General features: G+C 62.3%; 23 protein-coding genes and 2 pseudogenes. 11 read left to right on the top strand and 14 right to left on the bottom strand.

The features are described 5' to 3' along the window. Positions 1-28: 28 nt before the first annotated feature. The 3 genes and pseudogenes from NKI59_RS09280 to betI form a co-directional block, all read right to left on the bottom strand. Positions 29-220, bottom strand: a pseudogene (locus NKI59_RS09280) (aspartate aminotransferase family protein); the annotation flags it as partial. A 12-nt stretch (positions 221-232) separates the two neighbouring features. Continuing rightward, positions 233-1,534 (bottom strand): flavin monoamine oxidase family protein, encoded by a 1,302-nt coding sequence (locus NKI59_RS09285; protein ID WP_352703723.1) that lies wholly within the window; start codon positions 1,532-1,534, stop codon positions 233-235. Between the two features lie 76 nt (positions 1,535-1,610). Then, positions 1,611-2,327 carry a transcriptional regulator BetI gene (gene betI / locus NKI59_RS09290; RefSeq protein ID WP_502901038.1) on the bottom strand — a complete coding sequence of 239 codons (717 nt, stop codon included), beginning with the start codon at positions 2,325-2,327 and terminating at the stop codon, positions 1,611-1,613. 332 nt (positions 2,328-2,659) lie between these two features. Between betI and NKI59_RS09295 the strand changes: the two genes are divergently transcribed. After that, complete coding sequence (locus NKI59_RS09295) at positions 2,660-2,920, top strand: hypothetical protein (protein ID WP_023678557.1); 261 nt, start codon at positions 2,660-2,662, stop codon at positions 2,918-2,920. 42 nt (positions 2,921-2,962) lie between these two features. On the opposite strand, the gene NKI59_RS09300 is transcribed toward NKI59_RS09295, so the two are convergent. The 4 genes from NKI59_RS09300 to NKI59_RS09315 form a co-directional block, all read right to left on the bottom strand. Continuing rightward, positions 2,963-4,021, bottom strand: coding sequence for a dipeptidase (locus NKI59_RS09300; protein WP_352703727.1), 1,059 nt, complete (start codon positions 4,019-4,021; stop codon positions 2,963-2,965). Positions 4,022-4,206: 185 nt separating this feature from the next. Next, complete coding sequence (locus NKI59_RS09305) at positions 4,207-4,506, bottom strand: GNAT family N-acetyltransferase (RefSeq protein ID WP_352634102.1); 300 nt, start codon at positions 4,504-4,506, stop codon at positions 4,207-4,209. Further along, positions 4,499-5,134, bottom strand: coding sequence for an alpha/beta hydrolase (locus NKI59_RS09310; protein ID WP_352634104.1), 636 nt, complete (start codon positions 5,132-5,134; stop codon positions 4,499-4,501). Before NKI59_RS09310 ends, NKI59_RS09305 begins: the two co-directional genes overlap by 8 nt. Before the next feature lie 10 nt (positions 5,135-5,144). Then, positions 5,145-6,077 carry a VOC family protein gene (locus NKI59_RS09315; RefSeq protein ID WP_352634106.1) on the bottom strand — a complete coding sequence of 311 codons (933 nt, stop codon included), beginning with the start codon at positions 6,075-6,077 and terminating at the stop codon, positions 5,145-5,147. A 223-nt stretch (positions 6,078-6,300) separates the two neighbouring features. On the opposite strand from NKI59_RS09315, the gene NKI59_RS09320 reads away from it, so the two are divergent. Further along, a complete protein-coding gene (locus tag NKI59_RS09320) occupies positions 6,301-7,878 on the top strand; it encodes an alkaline phosphatase family protein (protein ID WP_352703730.1) in 1,578 nt (525 codons plus the stop codon). A 52-nt stretch (positions 7,879-7,930) separates the two neighbouring features. On the opposite strand, the gene NKI59_RS09325 is transcribed toward NKI59_RS09320, so the two are convergent. After that, entirely contained in the window at positions 7,931-9,307 is a 1,377-nt protein-coding gene (locus NKI59_RS09325) for a PRC-barrel domain-containing protein (protein WP_352703732.1), read from the bottom strand. A gap of 253 nt (positions 9,308-9,560) precedes the next feature. On the opposite strand from NKI59_RS09325, the gene NKI59_RS09330 reads away from it, so the two are divergent. Continuing rightward, on the top strand, positions 9,561-10,481 hold the full coding sequence (locus NKI59_RS09330) for a diacylglycerol/lipid kinase family protein (RefSeq protein ID WP_352457969.1): 921 nt from the start codon (positions 9,561-9,563) through the stop codon (positions 10,479-10,481). 58 nt (positions 10,482-10,539) lie between these two features. Here NKI59_RS09330 and NKI59_RS09335 read toward each other — a convergent pair whose 3' ends face one another. Beyond that, positions 10,540-10,713 carry a hypothetical protein gene (locus tag NKI59_RS09335; protein ID WP_292659198.1) on the bottom strand — a complete coding sequence of 58 codons (174 nt, stop codon included), beginning with the start codon at positions 10,711-10,713 and terminating at the stop codon, positions 10,540-10,542. A gap of 146 nt (positions 10,714-10,859) precedes the next feature. On the opposite strand from NKI59_RS09335, the gene NKI59_RS09340 reads away from it, so the two are divergent. Then, entirely contained in the window at positions 10,860-12,386 is a 1,527-nt protein-coding gene (locus NKI59_RS09340; protein WP_352634114.1) for a sensor histidine kinase, read from the top strand. A gap of 55 nt (positions 12,387-12,441) precedes the next feature. Here NKI59_RS09340 and NKI59_RS09345 read toward each other — a convergent pair whose 3' ends face one another. Both NKI59_RS09345 and NKI59_RS09350 read right to left on the bottom strand, forming a co-directional pair. Continuing rightward, positions 12,442-12,921 (bottom strand): hypothetical protein, encoded by a 480-nt coding sequence (locus tag NKI59_RS09345; protein WP_352703734.1) that lies wholly within the window; start codon positions 12,919-12,921, stop codon positions 12,442-12,444. Between the two features lie 10 nt (positions 12,922-12,931). Beyond that, entirely contained in the window at positions 12,932-13,258 is a 327-nt protein-coding gene (locus tag NKI59_RS09350) for an ElaB/YgaM/YqjD family protein (protein ID WP_023678546.1), read from the bottom strand. 227 nt (positions 13,259-13,485) lie between these two features. Between NKI59_RS09350 and NKI59_RS09355 the strand changes: the two genes are divergently transcribed. After that, a complete protein-coding gene (locus NKI59_RS09355) occupies positions 13,486-13,866 on the top strand; it encodes a response regulator (RefSeq protein ID WP_352703736.1) in 381 nt (126 codons plus the stop codon). A gap of 30 nt (positions 13,867-13,896) precedes the next feature. On the opposite strand, the gene NKI59_RS09360 is transcribed toward NKI59_RS09355, so the two are convergent. Together NKI59_RS09360 and NKI59_RS09365 are read right to left on the bottom strand one after the other, a co-directional pair. After that, on the bottom strand, positions 13,897-14,448 hold the full coding sequence (locus NKI59_RS09360) for a sigma-70 family RNA polymerase sigma factor (RefSeq protein WP_023678544.1): 552 nt from the start codon (positions 14,446-14,448) through the stop codon (positions 13,897-13,899). 3 nt (positions 14,449-14,451) lie between these two features. After that, a complete protein-coding gene (locus NKI59_RS09365; RefSeq protein WP_023678543.1) occupies positions 14,452-14,655 on the bottom strand; it encodes a NepR family anti-sigma factor in 204 nt (67 codons plus the stop codon). Between the two features lie 217 nt (positions 14,656-14,872). Between NKI59_RS09365 and NKI59_RS09370 the strand changes: the two genes are divergently transcribed. The 6 genes and pseudogenes from NKI59_RS09370 (at position 14,873) to NKI59_RS09395 (ending at position 18,179) form a co-directional block, all read left to right on the top strand. Continuing rightward, positions 14,873-15,667: a response regulator gene (locus NKI59_RS09370; RefSeq protein ID WP_023678542.1), complete on the top strand. Its 795-nt coding sequence runs from the start codon at positions 14,873-14,875 to the stop codon at positions 15,665-15,667. Positions 15,668-15,893: 226 nt separating this feature from the next. Continuing rightward, the gene (locus NKI59_RS09375) at positions 15,894-16,058 is read left to right on the top strand and encodes a DUF1328 domain-containing protein (protein WP_023678541.1); all 165 of its coding nucleotides are present in this window, start codon (positions 15,894-15,896) and stop codon (positions 16,056-16,058) included. A 191-nt stretch (positions 16,059-16,249) separates the two neighbouring features. Further along, the gene (locus tag NKI59_RS09380) at positions 16,250-17,284 is read left to right on the top strand and encodes a sensor histidine kinase (protein WP_352703739.1); all 1,035 of its coding nucleotides are present in this window, start codon (positions 16,250-16,252) and stop codon (positions 17,282-17,284) included. A 132-nt stretch (positions 17,285-17,416) separates the two neighbouring features. Beyond that, positions 17,417-17,587 carry a hypothetical protein gene (locus tag NKI59_RS09385; protein ID WP_352703741.1) on the top strand — a complete coding sequence of 57 codons (171 nt, stop codon included), beginning with the start codon at positions 17,417-17,419 and terminating at the stop codon, positions 17,585-17,587. A gap of 57 nt (positions 17,588-17,644) precedes the next feature. Next, positions 17,645-17,851: pseudogene (locus NKI59_RS09390) on the top strand (hypothetical protein); the annotation flags it as partial. 82 nt (positions 17,852-17,933) lie between these two features. Next, positions 17,934-18,179 (top strand): YMGG-like glycine zipper-containing protein, encoded by a 246-nt coding sequence (locus tag NKI59_RS09395; RefSeq protein ID WP_006328050.1) that lies wholly within the window; start codon positions 17,934-17,936, stop codon positions 18,177-18,179. 99 nt (positions 18,180-18,278) lie between these two features. Here the strand turns inward: NKI59_RS09395 and NKI59_RS09400 are convergent, their stop codons facing one another. Next, positions 18,279-19,901 carry a CHASE domain-containing protein gene (locus NKI59_RS09400; protein ID WP_352703744.1) on the bottom strand — a complete coding sequence of 541 codons (1,623 nt, stop codon included), beginning with the start codon at positions 19,899-19,901 and terminating at the stop codon, positions 18,279-18,281. Positions 19,902-19,987: the final 86 nt, after the last annotated feature.

Here is a 19,987-nt window from a genome sequence, read left to right on the forward strand (position 1 = left end):
CAATGGCGAGATTGCCGGCGATAAACGCCTATCCCCGCCAGACACCTTCGCGGCGCAGATCGTCCATCGTGCGCGAAATGCCTTCGCGCAGGATCGACACCATGTCGTCGATCTGCTCGCGCGTGATGATCAATGGCGGCGACATCACGCACATGTTGATCAGTGGCCGGACCAGCAGGCCGAGCTCGTGGCAATGCGCGTCGATGCCGGTCGGCACCTCGACCCGCCTCGCTTATGATCCCGAGGCTCTGCTGGCGATGGCAGACTGAATAATTCTTAGCGCAGCAATGCGGCCGGCGACGATGGCGCCCTCGACGTAGCCCGGAAATGATGGCGACAGCTCTGACGAGGCGAAATGGATCCGCGACGCGCCGGCGCGGATAATGCGTTCGGCATCGGTTGCCGTCGCATCGACGATCAGATCGCTGTAACCGCCGCCGCTCCAGCGATCCGCAGTCCAGTCGCGATAACTGAGATCGATGATGCCGGCCGCCTCGATACCGAGCGCCTCTTCCAGCTTTGACGTCACCTTTGCGCGCAACGCCGCGTCGTCCAGATCCCGCCAGCGCTGCGCCAGCGGCCCGCCGATGAAGACGACAAGGGCTGCGTGATCCTCGTCCCTGCTGGCATCGCAGGCAAAAAGCCCGTGCGGGTCGCGCCACATCACCATGCCGCTCAAGCCCCTGTCGCGCCAGAAAGCCTTGGGGTAGCGCACCAGCATTTTGATCACCGCGCCGCTTTGCCAGACGCCGAGGGCTCTCTTCAGCACAGCCGGCAGCGGCGGCACGAAATCCACTCTCGAGGCCATCATCGGCGGTACGGCGACCAGTACCGCTCGTGCCTCGATCGCGCCGGCAGGCGAAACGACGCGAACCCCTCCCGGCCCGTGCTCAATGGCCTCGACAGCTGTATTCAGCCGCAGTCGATCGCCGAGATCCCGCGCAAGATCATCCGCTAGCGAATGCATGGTTTCGCCCACGAAATACTGCAGCTCCGACACCTCGTTGGTGATGCGGCGATCATTGTCGATCAAGTACCACAGCGGCAGCCTTTCCATTGCCAGGCACCACAGGCCCTCGATCATCGACCGAAAGGCGGCCTTCGCATCGTCGGGATCGGCCTGGCGATCGAGCCATGCCGCGACCGTCAAGCCGGCAATGGTCGGGTCGGTCGGTGCGATCGCATTCATCCGCTCGCGCATTCGCATCGCGGTGCCGTAAGTGCGCCCGGCTTGCGCCTCGCTCATTCGCGGCTGCGTGACGAATTCGCCTGCGACATGGGTCTCGACCAATGTCTTGCCGCGCGCTCGCACCAGCGCCATTAATTCCGGCATGTCTTCGCACAGGAACTGGCCGCCGCTGTCGATCCGCTCGCCGAGCCCGTTCTGCACGGCTTCGACGCGGCCGCCGACACGGTCGCGGGCTTCGAGCAGCACGACATCGATGCCGGCGTGGTTCAATTCACGCGCGGCCGACAGGCCGGCGAAGCCGGCGCCGACGATGGCCACATCGGTTCGTTCGATCTTGAACTTCATTAGCCGGCCTTGATCTTCTCGAATGTCAGGGGCCGGATCATTGTCTTCATTGCTGGTCCACCCTCTTTTTGATGGTTCACGCCGGCCTGGCACCGCGGGCTGCAGACTTCGGATAGTGCTTGGGGAATGCCGCAGACAGGAACTCGTTCGCGGCCTGCAGCGCCGTCTCGCGTGTGGCGTCCTCGGTGCCCATCATCAAACGCAGCCACAGACCATCCAGCATGGCGCTGAGCGCCAGCGCCATGACTTGCGGCTCATAGGCATAGAAGCCGCTCTGCTTGAGCGCCGCGCAAAGATCGATGAAGATGTTCTGGTAGACGGCATCGCGTGCGCTGCTCAGCGCCTGATATTTCGGTCGCGATTTGGCCTCGCCCCAGAAGGCGCACCAGGCAGCCAGCTTGCGCTTGTTACAGATCGAGCGGTCGAAATCGGCCGCGACCAATGCCTGCAGCTGGCGGGCGGGATCATCGCCGGCCTTTTGCAAGGCGCTGCGCCAATGCGCCGAATACTCGTCATACATGTATTGCAAGGTCGCGACGAGCAGCTTCTCCTTGCTCTCAAAATGGAAATTGACGATGCCGCGAGACAGGCCGGCGCCGTCGGCAACGTCGGCCATCGTCGTTTCCGAATAGCCGCGCTTGGCCAGTGAATCGATCGTCGCTTCGATCAATTGAAGCTGCCTGGTCTCTTTCGACGCCTTGCGGCCGCGCTTATCGGAATCGCTTTTTCGCGCCGGTTGGAGGAGGGCTTCGCGCGCCTCTGTTGTCTTCATCGGGGTGATGGTCTCCAGCATCGCCGGCTAGCCGATCGGCTTCGGCCGCGAAGATCAGTGGGACGGTGTTTGCCACTGTCAAGCACCTTCTGCACGGCTGCCCATATTCGAATGTTCTCGTCGAGATTGCATCCTTGGAGAAAACGACGTCGAAGGCACCGTCGGCGAAAGGGCAGCGATCCCGGCGATGCAGACCAGATCAGCGCCGCCGAGCCCGCCTGCAGCGGACCTTGGGTCGAGATCTACGCCAGGCGCGAGCTGCAATATCAAAAGCTGCTGAGGCGTGCCAAACTGGCGCCGCGGCTGGTCATCAAACTCGACCGCCGCACCAGTCCGCCCGCGGATTTCTAAATATGGCCGACGACACCGACAGTCCCGAACTCGACACCGAAGCCGCCGAACAGTGGCAGCTGATCAACACGCCGCTCGGCGAAAAATGGTCGGGCCGCACCCGCTATGCCGCGGCCATGTTCTTCTACAAACGCGGCGAGATGAACGCCGAGACGCTCGAGGTCTACCGCATCTGCGCACGCCTGGATTCGACGGATCCGCTGCCGATCATCCGTGATCGCGGCATTGGCCAGGACTGGCTTAAACGCATGGGTTTCGAATAGTCCGCCCCCAAAACGCGTTCCGGTCAAGCCGGCATCACCCGCTTAGCCGATGGTCCTTTCCAGCATGCCTAGCCAGTTGCGATAGGCGATCTTCTCGATCAGCGCGCGCCCGAAGCCGCGTGCCGCGAATGCGTCGAGCAGCCTTGGCAGGCCGGCAACATCGCCTATCACGGCCGGGATCATGGCGCCGTCGAAATCCGAGCCTAGGCCGACGCCGTCTTCGCCCAGCGCCTGCAGCAGCGAATCGACATGGCGCACCATGATGTCGAGGCCGGTGTCGGCGTTCATCCTGCCGTCCTCGCGCAGGAACCCGGTGGCGAAGTTCAGCCCGACCATGCCGCCGGAGTCGCGGATCGCGCCGAGCTGCCATTCGGTGAGGTTGCGCGAATGGCCGCAGATCGCGTGCACGTTGGAATGGGTCGCGACCAGCGGTGCGTCGCTGATCTCGACGACGTCGCGGAAACCTTTTTCGTTGAGATGCGAAAGATCGATCATGATCTTCAGCTGGTTGCAGGCTTTCACCAGCGCCTTGCCGGCATCGGTCAGCCCCGGCCCTGTATCGGGCGACGAGGGGAAGCGGAACGGCACGCCGTGGCCGAAGGCATTGGAACGGCTCCAGACGATGCCGAGCGAGCGCAGGCCGGCTGCGTGGAGGACATCGAGCAGGGTGAGCTCAGGGTCGATCGCCTCGACCCCTTCGATATGAAACACCGCCGCAATCGAGCCTTGCGCCATCGCCTTCCTCACCTCGCCGGCGCTGCGGCAGACGGTAAGCGCCGAAGCCCGCTCCAGCCTGAACAGGATCGAGGCCATCGCTACGGTGGAGTTGAGCGCATCGGCGCGCGGAACCTCGGGCGGCAAGGGCTCGCTGTCGCTCGGCGCCAGCGGCACCGCGCCGCGTTTGGATTTCTCGACAGGCGGCGGGAAGATCGCGAACATGCCGCCGGCAAACCCGCCTTTCTTCGCGCGCGGCAGGTCGATGTGGCCACCTGGCGTCCCCTCGACGAACAGCTTTTCGACGTCCGCATCCTTCGACTGGTAGAGCCGGAGCAGCGTGTCGTTGTGGCCGTCGAAGACGGGAACGAGATCGGATTCGGTCATGGAGGGCCATTCGGTTGAAGTGGTCGGGCCGCGGATGGCGAGCCGGTTGCTGGCAATACTTAGGCAAGGTTGGCGCTCTGCGCAAATCCCGCATGTTGCCGCTGTGTTTGTACGCCTCCAATGGCTGAAGGGGCACGCGGTAAAGCCGCGCACCCTTTCTCCTGTCATTCATCGAGAGGCGGTGCTTACCGCTTCAGCACGTCCGCCCATTCCGGATGGCGGCGGAATTGGGCATTGGCGAACGGGCAAAGCGGGATGATCATCTTGCCCGCCGCACGCGCATCGTCGACGGCACGGGTGACCAGGCGAAGCCCCGCGCCCTGGCCGCGAAATGCATCCGGCACTTCGGTATGGTCGATGATGATCTGGTGCTCGCCGATCTTGGTGAAGGTCATCTCAGCCTCGGCGCCGCCCGGCCCACGCAGGAGGTAGCGGCCCTTCGAACCGCGGTCCTCCAGTTCGATCTTCGGCAATAGGTCAGACATGGCTTGCGGTCCTTTCATCCGGCGCCACGGCAAACAGTCGCCGCGCCGCCTCGATCTCGGTCGGCCGCACCTCATGGCCGCCGTCATGCCACTCGACTGTGACATCGGCGCCATCGGCGCGCAAATAGGCTTCAAGCCGTGCCGTCAAATCAGGCGGACAGATCGGGTCCCGCCTGCCGGCGGTGACCAGGATGCGGCTGCCGCCAAGGCTGCCCTTGACCTCCGGCTCGAACGGGATCAGCGGATGCATCAGCACCGTTGCGTCGAACAGCGACGGTTCGGCGAACAGCACCGAGGCCAGGATGTTGGCGCCGTTGGAGTAACCGAGGCCGAGCACCGAAGATGGCCTTGCCGTCTCGACATGTGCCTTGACGAAGCCGGCCATCTTGTCCGTCGCTCGCGTGATGTCGCCCATGTCGTAAACGCCCTCGCCGGTCCGGCGGAAGAAGCGTGCGGCGCCTTGTTCCGAGACATCGCCGCGCGGAGCGACGATCGTCGCTTGCGGCGCAAGATCGCGCCCAAGCGACAGAAGCTGGGCCTCGTCGCCGCCGGTGCCATGGAAGACGAAGAGCAGCGGTCCGCCCGGCGAACCGGGCAGCACTTTGTGAATATACGAATCCTTGCTCATGACCTTGCCCTCAGTCTTCCAATTTCTGCAGATGCTGCTCGAGATAGGGCCGCAAATGCTGGTGTTGCGACGGCAGCTTCAGCGCCTCGCCAAGATGGGCGGTATCCTCGTCGCGGTCGAAGCCCGGCTCGTTGGTGGCGACTTCGAACAGCACGCCGCCCGGTGTGCGGAAATAGATCGCCCAGAAATAATCGCGGTCGATCACCGGCGTCACCTGATAACCTGTATCGAGCAGCGCCTTGCGCACTTCGATCTGCTTGGCGCGGTTCTCGACGGCGAAAGCGACATGGTGGACCGAGCCGGCGCCGAGATTGGCAAAGCCGGCCCCTGGCAGCGATTCGATATCGACGACGTCGGCGCCGTTGCCGTTCTTCACCGCCAGCCGCCTGACGTTGCCGGACTTGTCGACCTCCTCATAACCCATGAATTTCAGCAGCTCTTCGGTGGCGCCGCCATCTTTCAGCCTGAGCGACACCGAGTGAAAGCCGCGGATCGCCTCGTCGGTGGGAATGCCACCCTTGGCCCATGGTGCACGGCTGTCCGCTCTGTCTTCCACCAGCGCAAACCCATCGCCGTCGGGACCGGCGAAGACAAGACGCTTCTCGCCGAACGTCTCCTCGCCGGACAGCCCGGTGACACCTTGCTCGGCAAACCGGTTCTCCCAATAGCCGAGCGTGCCCTCGGGCACCGAGTAAGCGGTGGTACCGACCTCGCCAACGCCATGGCGGCCCTTGCCGATGTTCGGGAACGGGAAATAGGTCATCACCGAGCCGGGCGTGCCGACCTCGTCGCCGTAATAGAGGTGGTAGACATCGGGTGCGTCGAAATTGACGGTTTTCTTGACCCGCCGCAGACCGAGCGTCCCGGTGAAGAATTCATTGTTCTGGCGCGCATCGCTGGCCATCGAGGTGACGTGATGCAGGCCCTTGACTTGGTCGAGCATGTTTCTGCTCCTTTCCTTGTGCCGGTGCGGCCCTTGCCGCTGTCCACGCAAATATGAGCATCCGCCTCCTGGCCGCAAAGGCGGCAAACACAGAATGGACTGTGCTGTTAAAGTGAACGACGAGGCAGGTTTTGTTCACCATTCGGCAAACTGGACCGGCTTGCATAGTCGCCGAAATTGCGCACCATGAGCGACGCATGTAGCCAGCGTGAGGATACCGCAGTTGACGGGAAAACGCCCCAACATTCTCCTGATCACCTGCGACCAATGGCGCGGCGACTGCCTGTCAGCTGCTGGCCACAGGGTGGTAAAAACGCCGAATGCCGACGCGTTGGCTGCCGAGGGCGTTCTGTTCCAGAAGCACTATGGCGGCGCCGCACCTTGCTCACCGGCACGCGCCTGCCTCTACACCGGCCTCTACCAGATGAACAATCGTGTCTGCCGCAACGGCACACCGCTCGATGCCCGGCACGGCAATATAGCGCTCTGGGCGCGCGCCCTCGGCTATGATCCGACGCTGTTCGGTTATACCGACATGGCGCGCGACCCGCGCACGCTGGCGCCTGGCGACCCGCAGCTGAAAAGCTATGAAGGCGTGCTGCCCGGCTTCACCGTGCGCCAGCTTCTGCCCGAGCACCAGAAGCCCTGGCTGTCATGGCTCAAGGCGCGCGGCGTCGATGCCGGTGCCGGCTCCCCCGCCATTCACCGCCCGGCGGGCGAAATCCTGGAAAACGACGGCGCGATCAGCAACGGTCCGCCAATCTATTCGAAGGACGAGACGCCGTCGGCCTTCCTGGCCGGCGAATTCATCCGCTGGCTCGGCGAGCAGGAGCGCGATGCCCCGTGGTTCGCGCATCTTTCCTTCATCAGCCCCCACCCGCCCTTCATCGTGCCGGCGCCTTACAACGCCATGTACGATCCGGCCATCGGTCCAGCTTTTGACCGCGCGGAAAGCTGGCAGGCCGAAGCAGCAAGCCACCCTTATCTCGCCTATGAACTTAACCGGCAGGAACGGTCGAAATTCCGTCCCGGCTCGGAGGGCAAGGTGCGCGACTGGGGCGACGATAATTTTCGCCGCATCCGGGCGCTCTATTACGGCATGATCTCGGAGGTCGACGCGCAGCTTGGCCGCGTCTGGCAAGCGGTCAAGGCGGCCGATGCATGGGACGACACCGTCATCGTGCTGACCTCCGACCACGCCGAGATGATGGGCGACCATTTCATGCTGGGCAAGGGCGGCTTCTTCGACTGCAGCTTCCATATTCCGCTGATCATTCGCGATCCGCGCCGCCGCAAGGCTGCCGGCAGCAGCGTCGACCGCTTCACCGAGGCGGTGGATTTGGCGCCGACCTTGCTTGAGCTCACTGGGCTCGAGCTCACTGGCGGCGAAGTGCTGCCGCATCTCGACGGCCGCTCGCTGGCGCCTTTCCTGGACGCAACGGAGCCGGACAATTGGCGCGATGCGGCGCATTGGGAGTTCGATTTCCGCTCGATCGCGGATGGTGATGCCGAACGGTATTTCGGCGTCGGTCCGCGTCAGTGCAATCTCGCCGTCGTTCGCACGCAAAAATTCAAATATGTGCATTTCGGCGGAGGCCTGCCGCCCTTGCTCTTCGACCTGGAGAAGGATGCGCGCGAGTTGACCAATGTCGCTGACGACCCAGCCTATCTGCGGGCACGGCTGGAATTTGCCGAGAAGTTGCTCGCCTGGCGGGCCGAGCATCTCGACCAGTCTTTGGCGCTCGCCGAATTGACGGACAATGGCGTTGCCGGCCATGTCGCCGGCTTCCCCTCGAGATAAGCAAAGCCCGCGCCGTTGCCGGCGCGGGCTTCTCTGTCGGCCTGTGCGCAGCTTAGCGCATGATCATGCGCTGTTTCTCGCGATTTTGCGCATAGCTGGCCTTGTCATAGGGGGCCTGCGCCTCAAGCTGCTCCTTGGTGAAGTTCGTGTAGAGATAGCGCTTGCCGTTCTTGTCGGTCATGAATTTCAGGTTGTCCATGCCGACCGCCACCTCCTTCTCGCCGATGCCAAGGAAGCCGCCGACGTCGATGATGACTGCGTCGACCTTCTTGTCGCCGCCCAGCACGATATCGCCGATCTCGCCGACGTTGACATCGTTGGCGCCGTAGACGGTTGTTCCGACCAGATCCTCGGCCCGGATTTCGCCTATCGGCATTTCAGTCAGTGTGGACTTGTCGATCGACCCGGTCTTGGTCTGGTCTGCCGTCGTTGCGGGCGCTGGGGCATTTTGGGCCGTCTTACTGGCCTGGTCAGTGTTGTTGGTTGTCGCAGTGTTATCGGTCGTGGCAGTGTTGCTGGCCGTCACGGTAGGCGTGACGACGGCTGGCGCATTAGCCGCGGCATCGTTCGACGCTGTGGTCGCCGGGGCCGGATCATAGGGCTTGCGGTCGAAATCCGGCTGCGCCGTCAGCTCTTCCCTGGTGGTTTGGGCAACCAGCCAGCGATCGCCGTTCCTCTCGGCCCACTGCGCCTTGTCGAAATCATAGGCGACGTTCTTTTCACCTATGCCGAGGAAGCCGCCGACACCGATGACCAGCGATTGCGCCTTGGCTTCCTTGTTGATGACGATGTCGTTTACGTCGCCGATGTTCTGGGCGTCGTCGCCGGTACCGTTGTAGACGGTCTCGCCGATGATATTGGTGGCAAGATTGCCTTCCGCGCGCTTCACGACCGGAGCGGGGTTGTTACCGGTCGGCGCCGCCGGGGCGTTCTGCGCCGTATCGGTGGAGGTCGACGGAGCGGCAGGAGCCGTAGCCGTGGTGTCTGTCGCCGCAGGCGCCGGATCATAGGGCTTGCGGTCGAAATCCGGATGAGCCGTCAGCTCATCCTTCGTCGTTTGCGCTATCAGCCAGCGATCGCCATTTCTTTCGGCCCATTGCATCTTGCTGTAGTCGAAGGCGACGTTCTTGGTCCCAATGCCGAGGAACCCGCCGACGCCGATGACGACGGATTTTACCTGGCCGCGCTCGTCGAAGACGATATCGGTGACCTTGCCGATATTCTCTGCATTGTCGCCGGTGCCGTTATAAACCGACTCGCCGATGATATTGGTGACAAGACTGCCCTCGGCGCGTTGCACCGGAGCGGCTGGAGCGGAATTCTCTACGGCGGGTGCTTGCGCCGGCGCGGGGGTCGTCGCCGATTGCGCAAATGCACCCGTCGCAATCAATGTTGCGACTGCTGTCGTGGTTAAAAGGGTGCGGATCATCTTAGTGTCTCCTCGTCGGTGATTTCGTGCACGCCGTGCCCGCATAGCGTCGCTGCGGGCGTAGCGTCTTCTGCATGTTCACAACGTTGTGACCACACTGTTGTTCCGAAAAAAGCCGTGGCGCACCCGGTGCCATGTCGAAGGTTCTCGGATTCGCCACGCTGGTCGAAAGGAACATTTTCTCGGCCGCCCCGTTCCACTCCCGGCTGGGACCCCGTCCCGGCCGGATAGGTGTTGGAAAAATGGAGCGGCCATGCGGTTTGCAGCGGTGCTGAACAAGGACGGCGGCACCCTGCGCACCATCGATCTTGAGGCCTTCGCCGGCCGGATCCGCGGTACGCTTGAGGCTGCTGGTCACTCGATCGATATCGACATCGCCGCCGGCAAGGATATCGTCGCCACGCTGGACGACATAGCTTCCAGGCGCGGCATCGACGTCGTGCTGGCTGGCGGCGGCGACGGAACCATTTCGGCCGCGGCAGCCCGTTTGATGAATGGGGAGAAGGCGCTGGCAATTCTGCCGGCTGGCACAATGAACCTTTTTGCGCGCGGCCTCGGTATTCCGCAGACCCTCGATGCGGCACTGAAATCGTTTGCCGACGGCGAGGTGATGGCGATTGACATTGCAACAGCCAACGGCCGGCCTTTCGTGCATCAATTCTCGATCGGCATGCACGCCAGGATGGTGCAACTGCGCCAGAAGATGGAATTCGGCTCGCGGTTGGGGAAGATGCGCGCCTCGGTGCGAGCCGCTTGGGCGACGATCAACAATCCACCGGCGATGAACGTAACGCTGACGATCGGCGAGGCCGAGATCAGAACCCGGATCACCGGTATCGGCATCACCAACAATCTGTTTGGCGAGGGCCACCTGCCCTATGCCGATAATCCGGCAGGCGGCGTGCTGGGCATCTATGTCACCGTGGCGCGGCGGCGCGGCGAGTTGATCAGGTTCCTCTTTGACGTCGCCCGTGGCAAATGGCGCGGCAACGAGCATGTCGAAATTCATCAGGCAAACCGCGCCGTTTTGACAATCCATTCGAGGAACAGGAAAGTTCAGGCCGTCATGGACGGCGAACTGGTAAAGCTCGATCGCGAGACGACCGTCGAAATCCATCCGCGCGCGTTGAATGTTCTCGTCCCTGCGCGCGCCGCCGAGGCAAAGGTTGCCTGACGTGGGATGCGTGATGTGGGGTTGTGTGATGCAAACTGGCGCGAGCGATGGAGAGAACCTAGCCGCTGGGCGTGTTGCCCTGTTCGGTCTTCGGCGTCTCGATCATCCAGCCGTAGATTTCGGCGACGCCCCAGGCGATAAAAGCCAGCAACAGCGCGGCGATCAGGATACGAAGGACATGCCGACCCCGCCGCCCTTGACGGGCTTTGTTTTCAGGAATGGTTTTTGGCATTGTCTGGCTCCATATTTGGCGCCGGCAGGCGTAACTGGCGGGGCGTTGGCTGGTAACGGTCCCCCGCCGCGAAAGTTCCGGCTCTGCAAGGCGGCAGACGGGCCGGTTGGCCTGACCAATCAGCGGAGCCGGCCACCGGGGGCATAGTGGACGACAATAGCCAGAACACGCCGGGCCTGCCGGCCGATATTCGCCGTGTGGTGGGCGCCGCGGACCGTCTTGCCGTGCTGCACGGCCTCGACACGCTGGACGGGGCTGCCGACCCTGATTTCGATCGTATCGGCGGTCTTGCCGCTTCGGCGATGCAAACGTCTGTCGCACTGATCACGCTGGTCGATGCCGAGCGGCAGTGGTTCAAGTCCTGTATCGGCCTCGACGAGACCGAAACCGCAACCGAGACATCGTTCTGCGCCTATACCATCGCAGCCGGCAACGTGCCGATGGTGGTGGCCGACGCGGCGGCGGATCCGCGGTTCAAAGCCAATCCGCTGGTCACCGGCGAGCATCATATCCGCTTTTACGCAGGCGTGCCCATCGTAATCGACGGCGCGCTGATCGGCACGCTGTGCGTGCTCGACCGGAAGCCGCACGCACGTCCCTCCTCTGTCCAGCTCGACCAGCTGTCGGCGCTGGCCGGCCTTGCCGCCAGCCTGTTCACGCTGAAGGATGCAACCCGCAGTGCGGCGATTGCCAAGGCAGCACTGGTTCGAGAGGAAAAGCGGCGCGCTATCGCGCTCGACGCGGCTTCGCTTGCCAGCTGGGCATGGGATATCCGCAGCGATATGATCGACTGCGATGTCCTGCTGTCCGAATTGTTCAACCTGCCGAAGTCGAACAGGCTGAGGGCGCGCGACATCCTGACCGCCATCGACCCGCGCGACGTTCACCAGACCGAAACACGCTTTCGCGACGCGCTGACCGGCAGCGACGATTATTTTGGCGAATACCGTGTCAAAGGCCTCGATCCGCCGCGATGGATCGCAACGCGCGGCCGCGTCATAGAGCGCGACGGCGAGGGCAAGCCAACGCTGATCTTCGGCGTCAACTACGATATTACCGAACGCAAGCTTGGCGACGAACGTCAACGACTGTTGCTGCGCGAGCTCAATCACCGCGTCAAGAACACTTTGGCAACCGTACAGGCGCTGGCGACACAGACCGTTCGCCATGCCCGCCAGCCAAGCGAATTCCTCGAAGCCTTCAGCGCCAGGCTGCAGGCACTGGGCGTTGCGCACAGCCTGCTGTCGGACCGCGAGTGGCGCGGCATCGGCATCCGCGAGCTGGTGGAGATCGAGCTAAAGCCGTTCCAAGCCGCCGGACAATCGCGCATGGCGATCTCCGGCGCCGATGTCCTGCTCTCACCCGACCAGGCAGTCGGGCTCGGGCTGATCCTGCATGAACTGGCAAGCAACGCACTGCAATACGGGTCGCTCTCGGTTTCCTCCGGAAAGGTCGATCTCGATTGGAGGGTACAAGGCAGGAAGGGCGCACGGCGTCTGTTGCTGGCCTGGCGTGAAAGCGGCGGCCCGCGGGTTGCGCCGCCCGAACGCCATGGCTTCGGCTCGATCCTGATCCGCCGCAGCCTGGCCAAGGTCATTTCCAGCGAGGTGACCCATGAATTCCGGCCGGAAGGCGTGGTCGCCGAAATATCGATTCCGCTCGAAGATTTGTGACGCCGGCATTTTGCGACCGGCGCCAGAATCGTTTGCCCCGAACTATCCCTCCGAACTATTCCCGTTTGCCGGTATCCGGATCATCGGAGCCGCGCTTCACGTTCTCGCGGTAGATGGCGTAGGCGGCGAGTGCTATCGCCGGGCCGAGAATGGCGCCCAGTCCGGCCTTCCCCGAGCCACCTTTGCCCTTGAGCAGCGCCGGCAGCACGGCGAGTGCCGCAGTGATGCCGATAGCCTTCATGTCGGCGTTGCGTCGCTTCGCCCGGCGCCTGGCGCGCGAGCCGGCCGACATCCGGTAGACGAGCAGGATGAGACCGGCGATTGCCAGAAAGCCGATCCCGAAGCTCAGGGAAGCTGCCATCGTCCCATAGCGGGCCGCCGTCCAGATATAGGCCGCCCCGACGAGGAAGCCGAGGCCGCACAGCGCCGCGAGCGCTGCGATCGAATAGACAATCGCAGCGACGCGTGCGCGTTGCACCGCCGCAATGGTTTCGCCCGAGGCGAGGCCCGAGATCAGCGATGCAAGCATTCCCATGCGTGCAGAACTAACGGCGCGCGAGAAGCGCGAAGAGGAATCCGACGCCTGCGGCGATCGCCAGCGAAGTCACCGGTTTTTCGCGCATATGCGCTATCATCTGCGCCTCGATGTCCCTGGCGTTGCTGCGCAGGCTGTCGAAGGCTGCCTCGCCCTGGGTTCGCAACTGCTCGACGCTTTCGGCGGCGGCTCGCCGTGCTGCCCCGTAGCCATGTTCGCCGGTTTTGGCCAACAGCTTGGTAAGTTGGTCGATGTCGGCCTTCAATTGTGCGATGTCGGCCTCAATATCGGAATTCGTGCGGGCTTCGTTCGCGGCCTTTCCTGCGGCAGTCGCCATTGCTTCACTCTCCATGCTTTTGCTCGGTCGAAACGCCCGACAGACCCCAAGGTTCCGGCACGAACCTCTTCTAACCCTATCTCCGGCAGCGCGCGTTGCAAATGCCTTGCACGGGCCGAGGCCGACGCATCCGCGCCGGCACGTCTTTTTTAAATGACAGCATGCCAAATAACGATCATGACTTCCCCCGTTTCACGTTAGAGACGCATTTAAGGAGATATTGCCGCGTGCGCGCATCACTTGATGGTTTGCGGATTCTTATCCTGGAAGATGAGTTCCTGATTGCCATGGATATCGAGCAGCTTTGCCGCGACTACGGCGCGCTCGATGTGGTCATCGCCCGCGATCTGACTGAGATCGAACAGCAAGACGTTGCCGCGCAGTTCGATGTGGCCATCGTCGACCTCATGCTGAGCGGCGTTTCGACGCTCCAATTTGCTTCGCGGCTGCGTGAAGCGGGCATCCCGTTCGTCTTCGCCTCGGGCTATTCGGATACGGACGAGATCAAGAAATCCTTTCCCGGGGTCAGGCTGGTCACCAAGCCCTATTCGGGAGACGATCTCGTCGAGGCAGTGGTAACGGCCTGCAGGCGCACGCCTCTTCGCTGAGGCGCGGAGCGGTTCGAACACGCCGGCGCTTCACGCAGCAGTCGACCCAGTTACCTGAGCCGAAATTGCGTCCGGGCCATACTCGTCTTCACCGGAGATCTTCAGGATTTCCTGCAGCCGTGTGCGGGCGCGGCTGACGCGGCTCTTGATCGTTCCGACGGCGCAGCCGCAGATCTCGGCCGCTTCCTCGTAGGAGAAGCCCGACGCGCCGATGAGGATAATGGCTTCGCGCTGGTCTTCTGGCAGCAACTCGAGCGCGCCGCGAAAGTCTTCGAGGTCAAGCTGGCCGTGCTGGGCCGGGTGAACGGCAAGCCTGGCCGTCATGACGCCATCACTGTCCTGCACCTCGCGGCCGCGCTTGCGCATCTGCGAATAGAATTCGTTGCGCAAGATCGTGAACAGCCATGCCTTCAGGTTGGTGCCGGGCTGGAAGCTTTCATGCTTGTCCCAGGCCTTGACCAATGTTTCCTGCACCAGGTCGTCGGCCTTGTCGGCGTTTTGCGTCAGCGACACGGCAAAAGCCCGCAGGCTCGGGATCGAGCCGAGCAAGTCGGTCTTGAAGCCCTGGGAGACGGCCGCCATGCCTCAGTCCTTCTTTTGTACAGGTTCGGCCTTTTCCAACTGGCTGAGCAGTTGGGCGAAGCGATCCGGCACATTGTCGGAGACCAGCTCGTCATAGTATTGTTTGAGTTTGCGGCCGATTTCCGAGTTCGGCCCAAGCGGGTCGCGGGAAGCAGCCCGGCGCCCGTTGCCAACGCCACCCATGGTAGCTTTCGTCATGTTCTTCATTTCGCCCTTTTGTCCCAGCCTTAAGCCGCCCTTCAACACATAACGCAATGCAAGCGGCAGCCTCGTCTGGTTGCCCAACCCGCCTTTAAACGCCAGCCTCACATATTAGTTCCGCACGATTGGAACCTTTTTCAAGGAGCCAGCGTTTCAATTGCTGGGCTTGCAAACCGTTTTTAGCTGTAACATGCAATCACGTCATATGAGGGAGACGTCCACTATGAGCCTATCAGCAACCATCGCTCCGCACCTGCCGTTCCTGCGCCGCTTCTCGCGCGCCGTATCCGGATCGCAAGAGAGCGGCGACGCGCTGGTCGCCGCAATGCTCGAGGCCATCATTGCCGATGTCGACATCTTTCCGGACGCATCGAACGACCGCATCGCGCTCTACAAGGTCTTTGCCAAGCTCTTCACCTCGGTGGCCATTCGCGTTCCGCAGGAGCATGCCCAGTCGGCATGGGAACAGCGTGCCGCGGCCAATCTGAATGCAATTGCGCCTCGCCCCCGCCAAGCCTTTCTGCTGGTGGCGGTCGAAGGCTTCAGCGAAGACGAGGCGGCGGAGATTCTCGACGTCGACGAACAGGAATTCTCCGAACTCCTCGCGCAGGCGAGCAACGAGATCTCCCGTCAGGTGGCAACCGACGTGCTGATCATCGAGGATGAGCCGCTGATCGCCATGGATATCGAGGAAATGGTCGAAAGCCTCGGCCACCGCGTCGTCGGAACGGCGCGCACCCACGCCGAGGCGGTGGCGATGTTCGGCAAGGCGCGGCCAAAGATGGTGCTTGCCGATATCCAGCTTGCCGACGGAAGTTCGGGCATAGCGGCCGTCAATGAGATCCTGTCGTCCACCTCGGTGCCGGTGATCTTCATCACCGCCTTTCCCGAGCGCCTGCTCACCGGCGAGCGGCCGGAACCGGCTTTCCTGGTTACCAAGCCGTTCAATCCGGACATGGTCAAGGCTCTTATCAGCCAGGCCCTGTTCTTTGACCGGCACGCGAAAGCCGCGGCATGAAACAGCGGACGGCCGAACTGCGGCCGCCGAGACAGCCGCTCTCTCGGATCAGATGGGCGTGACGCCGGCTCAATTCACTGGCAACCAACTGGGGCAGCCAATTGGACCTTTCCACACACCGCGGCAATTCGGGCCCTGAAGATTTTCAGCATCGTCTTTTTCGGAAAATGGTGGAACAAACGGAGGCGAATCACGTTTTCACCCCAGCATTGGAAGGAGATCGATCATGCTTTACTGGGCGCTCGTATTTCTCGTCGTGGCGATTATCGCCGGTGCGCTTGGTTTCGGCGGCATCGCTGGCACCTCGGCCGGCATAGCGCAGATATTGTTCTTCATCTTTCTCGCCTTCCTGATCATATCGCTTATTGCCGGCCTGATCAGACGAGCGTGAATGCCAAGCGGCCATTCAAGCGAACACTGGAAGCCGCACCCCTCAAACGGTTTCCAGCCACCGCCGGGCAGTGTCCTCCAACGGGATGCCGCTCGGCGGACCGCTTTTTAAGGCTTGATACGAACCTCCTCCTTTTGGAACCCATTTTTCCGCGAACCGTTCAGCCCGACATGGGTTGAGCAAATTGACCGATGCGTTCCAGAGTCGGAAAAATGAAAGACCGCGGCCAGCGTGATGAGATCATCGCTTTGCATCCCGCCGAAAGCGGGATGCAGCTTGGCCGGGCCCTTCTCCATGCACTGCACAATGCCGGGATTTCCGTCCTGTACCAGGATCGCGAGATGAAGACGGTGTGGGCGCGCAACATGCGCGCCCCCTGGACTTCCGATGCCTCCGACAACACCGGCATCTTGCCGCCGGCGCAGGTAGAGCGTATCGGCGCCGCCAAGCACGACGTCATCGTCTCCGGCAATCCTCAACATCTTGAACTCAGCGTGCCGGCCGATGACGGCGCCCGCTGGTTTCAAGTGTGGATAGACGCCGACCGCAGCGAGACCGGCGCGGTGCAGGGCGTCGTGACCACCATGGTCGAAACAACCGAGCAGAAACGCCGGGAGCAGACGTTGAAGGCGCTGCTGCGCGAAGTCAGTCATCGCTCCAAGAACCTTTTGGCCATCATCCAGAGCATCGCCACCCAGACGGGCCGTTATTCCGGCAGCATTGACGATTTCCTGACGCGCTTCCGGGGCCGATTGCAGTCGCTGGCCTCCTCGCAAGATTTGGTTACGTCATCCAACTGGCGGGGAGCGGCGCTGCGCGAGCTGGTTTCCGGTCAGGTCGGCAGGTACGGCGCGGATCCCTTGCACAGCCTACGCTTCCGCGGCGCAAATCCATATCTCAACCCCAATGCCGCCTTGCACATCGGCTTGGCCATGCATGAGCTCGCCGTCAATTCGGTCAGCTATGGCGCACTGTCGCGCAGCGACGGTTTCGTCGAGGTGACGGCCGATCTGACGGCAGCTTCCGCTGGCGAGCCTGCGCTGTCGCTGACATGGGCCGAAGTGATCGGAGCCAACGACAATCAGCGCAGTGAGAAGCGTTTTGGCAGCGTCGCGCTCGAACGCGTCGTGCCCACTTCATTGAATGGAACGGCGACACTTGAGATCACCGGGAACCGCCTCGAATACCGCCTTGTCGTTCCTCACGGTAATTTCGAGACGGATTAACGAGCGGCGGTCGCCGCGCGAAGGCTTGCTGCTCATCGCCATCTTTAACCGACTGTTCACCATAAAGTCCGATCCTGTGCGAACGTGCCGATCCACCGGATTGAGTTTGGCACAAAATGAAGGGAATGGGCCTTGACGGCTGCCCACTTGAACAGACTGGAACAGGCCGCTCGCGTCTCGATGGGCGGTTTTCAGGATCCCGACGTGTCCGCAGCGCCCGCGCCTCGTGCTTCGCCCCTCCGCTTCGCCGCCATCGCGCTTATGGCCGCGATCGTCCTGACCGCCGCGTCCCAACTGATCTGAATCGAACTCGCCTCTGCTTGATCGCTTTGAAACCACTGCCCGAGTGCTCGGCCGTGCCCGTTCGCGGTCACCGACCTGCAGGGCCAGGCCCAACATGTCGTCGCCAGATGCCTTGCCGTCGATCCGGCGCTCGAGGACGACTATGACAGGATCGTCTGGAACGTGCGTCCCAGCGGCACGCTCGATGCGTCCTTGGAGATTTCCGGGTTCGTGGTAGCATCGAACGGCGCACGCCCCGAAAAAGACTATCTTAATCAACAATGAAATCGTGCGGGCAAAGGCCGTACTTTCATGCTAAATGGCGGCTGGAGCTTATTAAAGTGAGGACAAAAGTGAGGATGACTCCATGCGGAAGATGATTATTGCCATGGTTGCCGTGGTTGCGGTCAGCGGCTGCACCACCACGGAAGAGAACGTGGGTATCGGCACTGTGGGCGGCGCGCTCATTGGTGGCGCTGTCGGCGGCGGCAAGGGCGCTTTGATCGGCGCCGGCGCTGGTGCGATTGGCGGTCTGCTCGTTCGCCGTCTGCAAAATGGCTACTGCCAATACAGAGATCGTCACGGCCGGATTTACACAGCTCGCTGCAACTAGTTTCGAACTCCAGGCGAACAGCAAACGCGGAGGCAGGCCACCTGTCTCCGCGTTTGCCCTTTTAGAGCGCTGTTGCGACGCGGCCCACGAGACGGCGTTTCAGGCCGGCAGCGGAACCCTGATTTCCACGTTCAAGCCATCTTCGCGAAAATCGCGCCTGATTGTGCCACGCAATTCGCGCGTGACGTTGAGATCGATCAGTCTGGTGCCAAAACCGCTCTTTGCCGGTGTCTCGAGCTTCTTCTGACCGGCCTCGCGCCAGTTGAGAGCCAATGTCCGGGTGCCGCTACGGGCTTCGAGCGACCAGTCGACCTTCAGCGCACCGACTGAATTGCCGGCTTCGCCATGCTTCAGCGCATTCGTCGCCAGTTCGTGAAAGACGAGGCCGAGTGCCTGCGTCGTCTTTTCATCGAGAAGAACCTGCGGTCCCGACAGCAGCCCTTCAGGAAGCTCACTGCCGAACACCTGGCCTAGTTCGATGCGCAGCAGGTCGCCGAGATCGGCTTTCTGCCAGCGTGAGCGCGTCAGCATGTCCTGGGAAGCCGCCATCGCCTGCAGCCGGGCCGAGAAAGAAGCCGAGAATTCCTGGACGTCGGTGGTGTGCGATGCTGTCTGGCGCGCGATTGCCAGCACCCGCGTGATCGAGTTCTTGATGCGATGCTTCATCTCCTGCAGCATCAGGTCTTTTTCCAGCAGGCTCTTTTCGGTCGTTTCGTGAAGCAGCGAGACCGCCTCATAGGCCCGCTCCTGATAGCGGGCCACCAGCGCGATGGCGCCCGCAAGCAGCAGTCCGAACAATCCGAGCATCACCGGGATGGCGCGCGAGGAAGGTTGCGAGAAAGCACTTGTCGGCCTGAACAGGACGACCCACGGCCGGCCGGCGACGGTGATCTTGCGGGTGACCAGCAGCCTGTCGCCGAGGCTCGAAACAGGCGGCGTTTCCGATTGGAACAGCAGGTTGTCGCTGTCCACCGTGCCGTCATAGATCTCGGTGTTGACCGGCAGCAATGGTGCCCGGCTGAGCGCAGCCTGGAACAGATCACGGGCGCGGAAGGCCGCATAAAGGAAGCCGGCAGTCGAGGATCTCGTCGCGTTCACGGCGTCCGGCGCGGTTTCGACATTGAGCCGGACGAAGACGAGGAACCCGGTAAAGGTCTGCGCGGCACCCGTATCCTTGCCGAACTGCACGAGCCCGCTGGCGTGCTGCTGATCGTCGGCCATCGCCTTTTCGATCGCCTCGCGCCGCGCCGGCCCGGTGAACATGTCGTAGCCGATGCTGGATTTGTTGGACGGATCCAGCGGTTCGAACAGCACGATGGGCGTACGCCACGGTAAGTTCGTGTCGGGATAGATCGGATGGCTTGCGCCGTGATCGTGCAGGATGTCGCGCTCGACCGCCGCCTCGTTGCCAGTTTTCGCCAGGCGGAGGAAACCGATGCCGCGCAGGCCGGCGAAATTATTGTCGATGTCGAGCGCGTTGAAGAAAGCCTTGAACTCGCCCTGCGAGATACCGCCATTGCGTGCGTCGAACAGCGCCCGGGTCGAACGCAGCAGCGACAGGTCCAGGTCGATGCGGCTTTCGATCCGGTTAAGCGCGTCGTCTGCCGTCGCCTCGAATTTAATGCGGGCCGCCTCCTGGGTGGCAAAATAGGCAAAACCCGCCATCGTCAGGCTGATCAGCGCGACGGCGATAAAAGCGACGGTCGGAAAAAGCTTCTTCAATTGCTGATACGTCCCGTGGACGGTTCGGCATCTTTATGGGCAAGTCCCGACGCCAACACAATGGCGAGGCCAAAGCATGGTGACGG

The sequence above is a fragment of the Mesorhizobium sp. M0598 genome (assembly GCF_040320865.1).
Classification (GTDB): domain Bacteria; phylum Pseudomonadota; class Alphaproteobacteria; order Rhizobiales; family Rhizobiaceae; genus Mesorhizobium.

Coding starts and splice junctions, on each gene's coding strand:
- NKI59_RS09285 (WP_352703723.1), bottom strand. CDS start 1,534: ATGAAGTTCAAGATCGAACGAACCGATGTGGCCATCGTCGGCGCCGGC.
- betI (WP_502901038.1), bottom strand. CDS start 2,327: ATGCTGGAGACCATCACCCCGATGAAGACAACAGAGGCGCGCGAAGCC.
- NKI59_RS09295 (WP_023678557.1), top strand. CDS start 2,660: ATGGCCGACGACACCGACAGTCCCGAACTCGACACCGAAGCCGCCGAA.
- NKI59_RS09300 (WP_352703727.1), bottom strand. CDS start 4,021: ATGACCGAATCCGATCTCGTTCCCGTCTTCGACGGCCACAACGACACG.
- NKI59_RS09305 (WP_352634102.1), bottom strand. CDS start 4,506: ATGTCTGACCTATTGCCGAAGATCGAACTGGAGGACCGCGGTTCGAAG.
- NKI59_RS09310 (WP_352634104.1), bottom strand. CDS start 5,134: ATGAGCAAGGATTCGTATATTCACAAAGTGCTGCCCGGTTCGCCGGGC.
- NKI59_RS09315 (WP_352634106.1), bottom strand. CDS start 6,077: ATGCTCGACCAAGTCAAGGGCCTGCATCACGTCACCTCGATGGCCAGC.
- NKI59_RS09325 (WP_352703732.1), bottom strand. CDS start 9,307: ATGATCCGCACCCTTTTAACCACGACAGCAGTCGCAACATTGATTGCG.
- NKI59_RS09330 (WP_352457969.1), top strand. CDS start 9,561: ATGCGGTTTGCAGCGGTGCTGAACAAGGACGGCGGCACCCTGCGCACC.
- NKI59_RS09335 (WP_292659198.1), bottom strand. CDS start 10,713: ATGCCAAAAACCATTCCTGAAAACAAAGCCCGTCAAGGGCGGCGGGGT.
- NKI59_RS09345 (WP_352703734.1), bottom strand. CDS start 12,921: ATGGGAATGCTTGCATCGCTGATCTCGGGCCTCGCCTCGGGCGAAACC.
- NKI59_RS09350 (WP_023678546.1), bottom strand. CDS start 13,258: ATGGCGACTGCCGCAGGAAAGGCCGCGAACGAAGCCCGCACGAATTCC.
- NKI59_RS09360 (WP_023678544.1), bottom strand. CDS start 14,448: ATGGCGGCCGTCTCCCAGGGCTTCAAGACCGACTTGCTCGGCTCGATC.
- NKI59_RS09365 (WP_023678543.1), bottom strand. CDS start 14,655: ATGAAGAACATGACGAAAGCTACCATGGGTGGCGTTGGCAACGGGCGC.
- NKI59_RS09370 (WP_023678542.1), top strand. CDS start 14,873: ATGAGCCTATCAGCAACCATCGCTCCGCACCTGCCGTTCCTGCGCCGC.
- NKI59_RS09375 (WP_023678541.1), top strand. CDS start 15,894: ATGCTTTACTGGGCGCTCGTATTTCTCGTCGTGGCGATTATCGCCGGT.
- NKI59_RS09380 (WP_352703739.1), top strand. CDS start 16,250: ATGCGTTCCAGAGTCGGAAAAATGAAAGACCGCGGCCAGCGTGATGAG.
- NKI59_RS09395 (WP_006328050.1), top strand. CDS start 17,934: ATGCGGAAGATGATTATTGCCATGGTTGCCGTGGTTGCGGTCAGCGGC.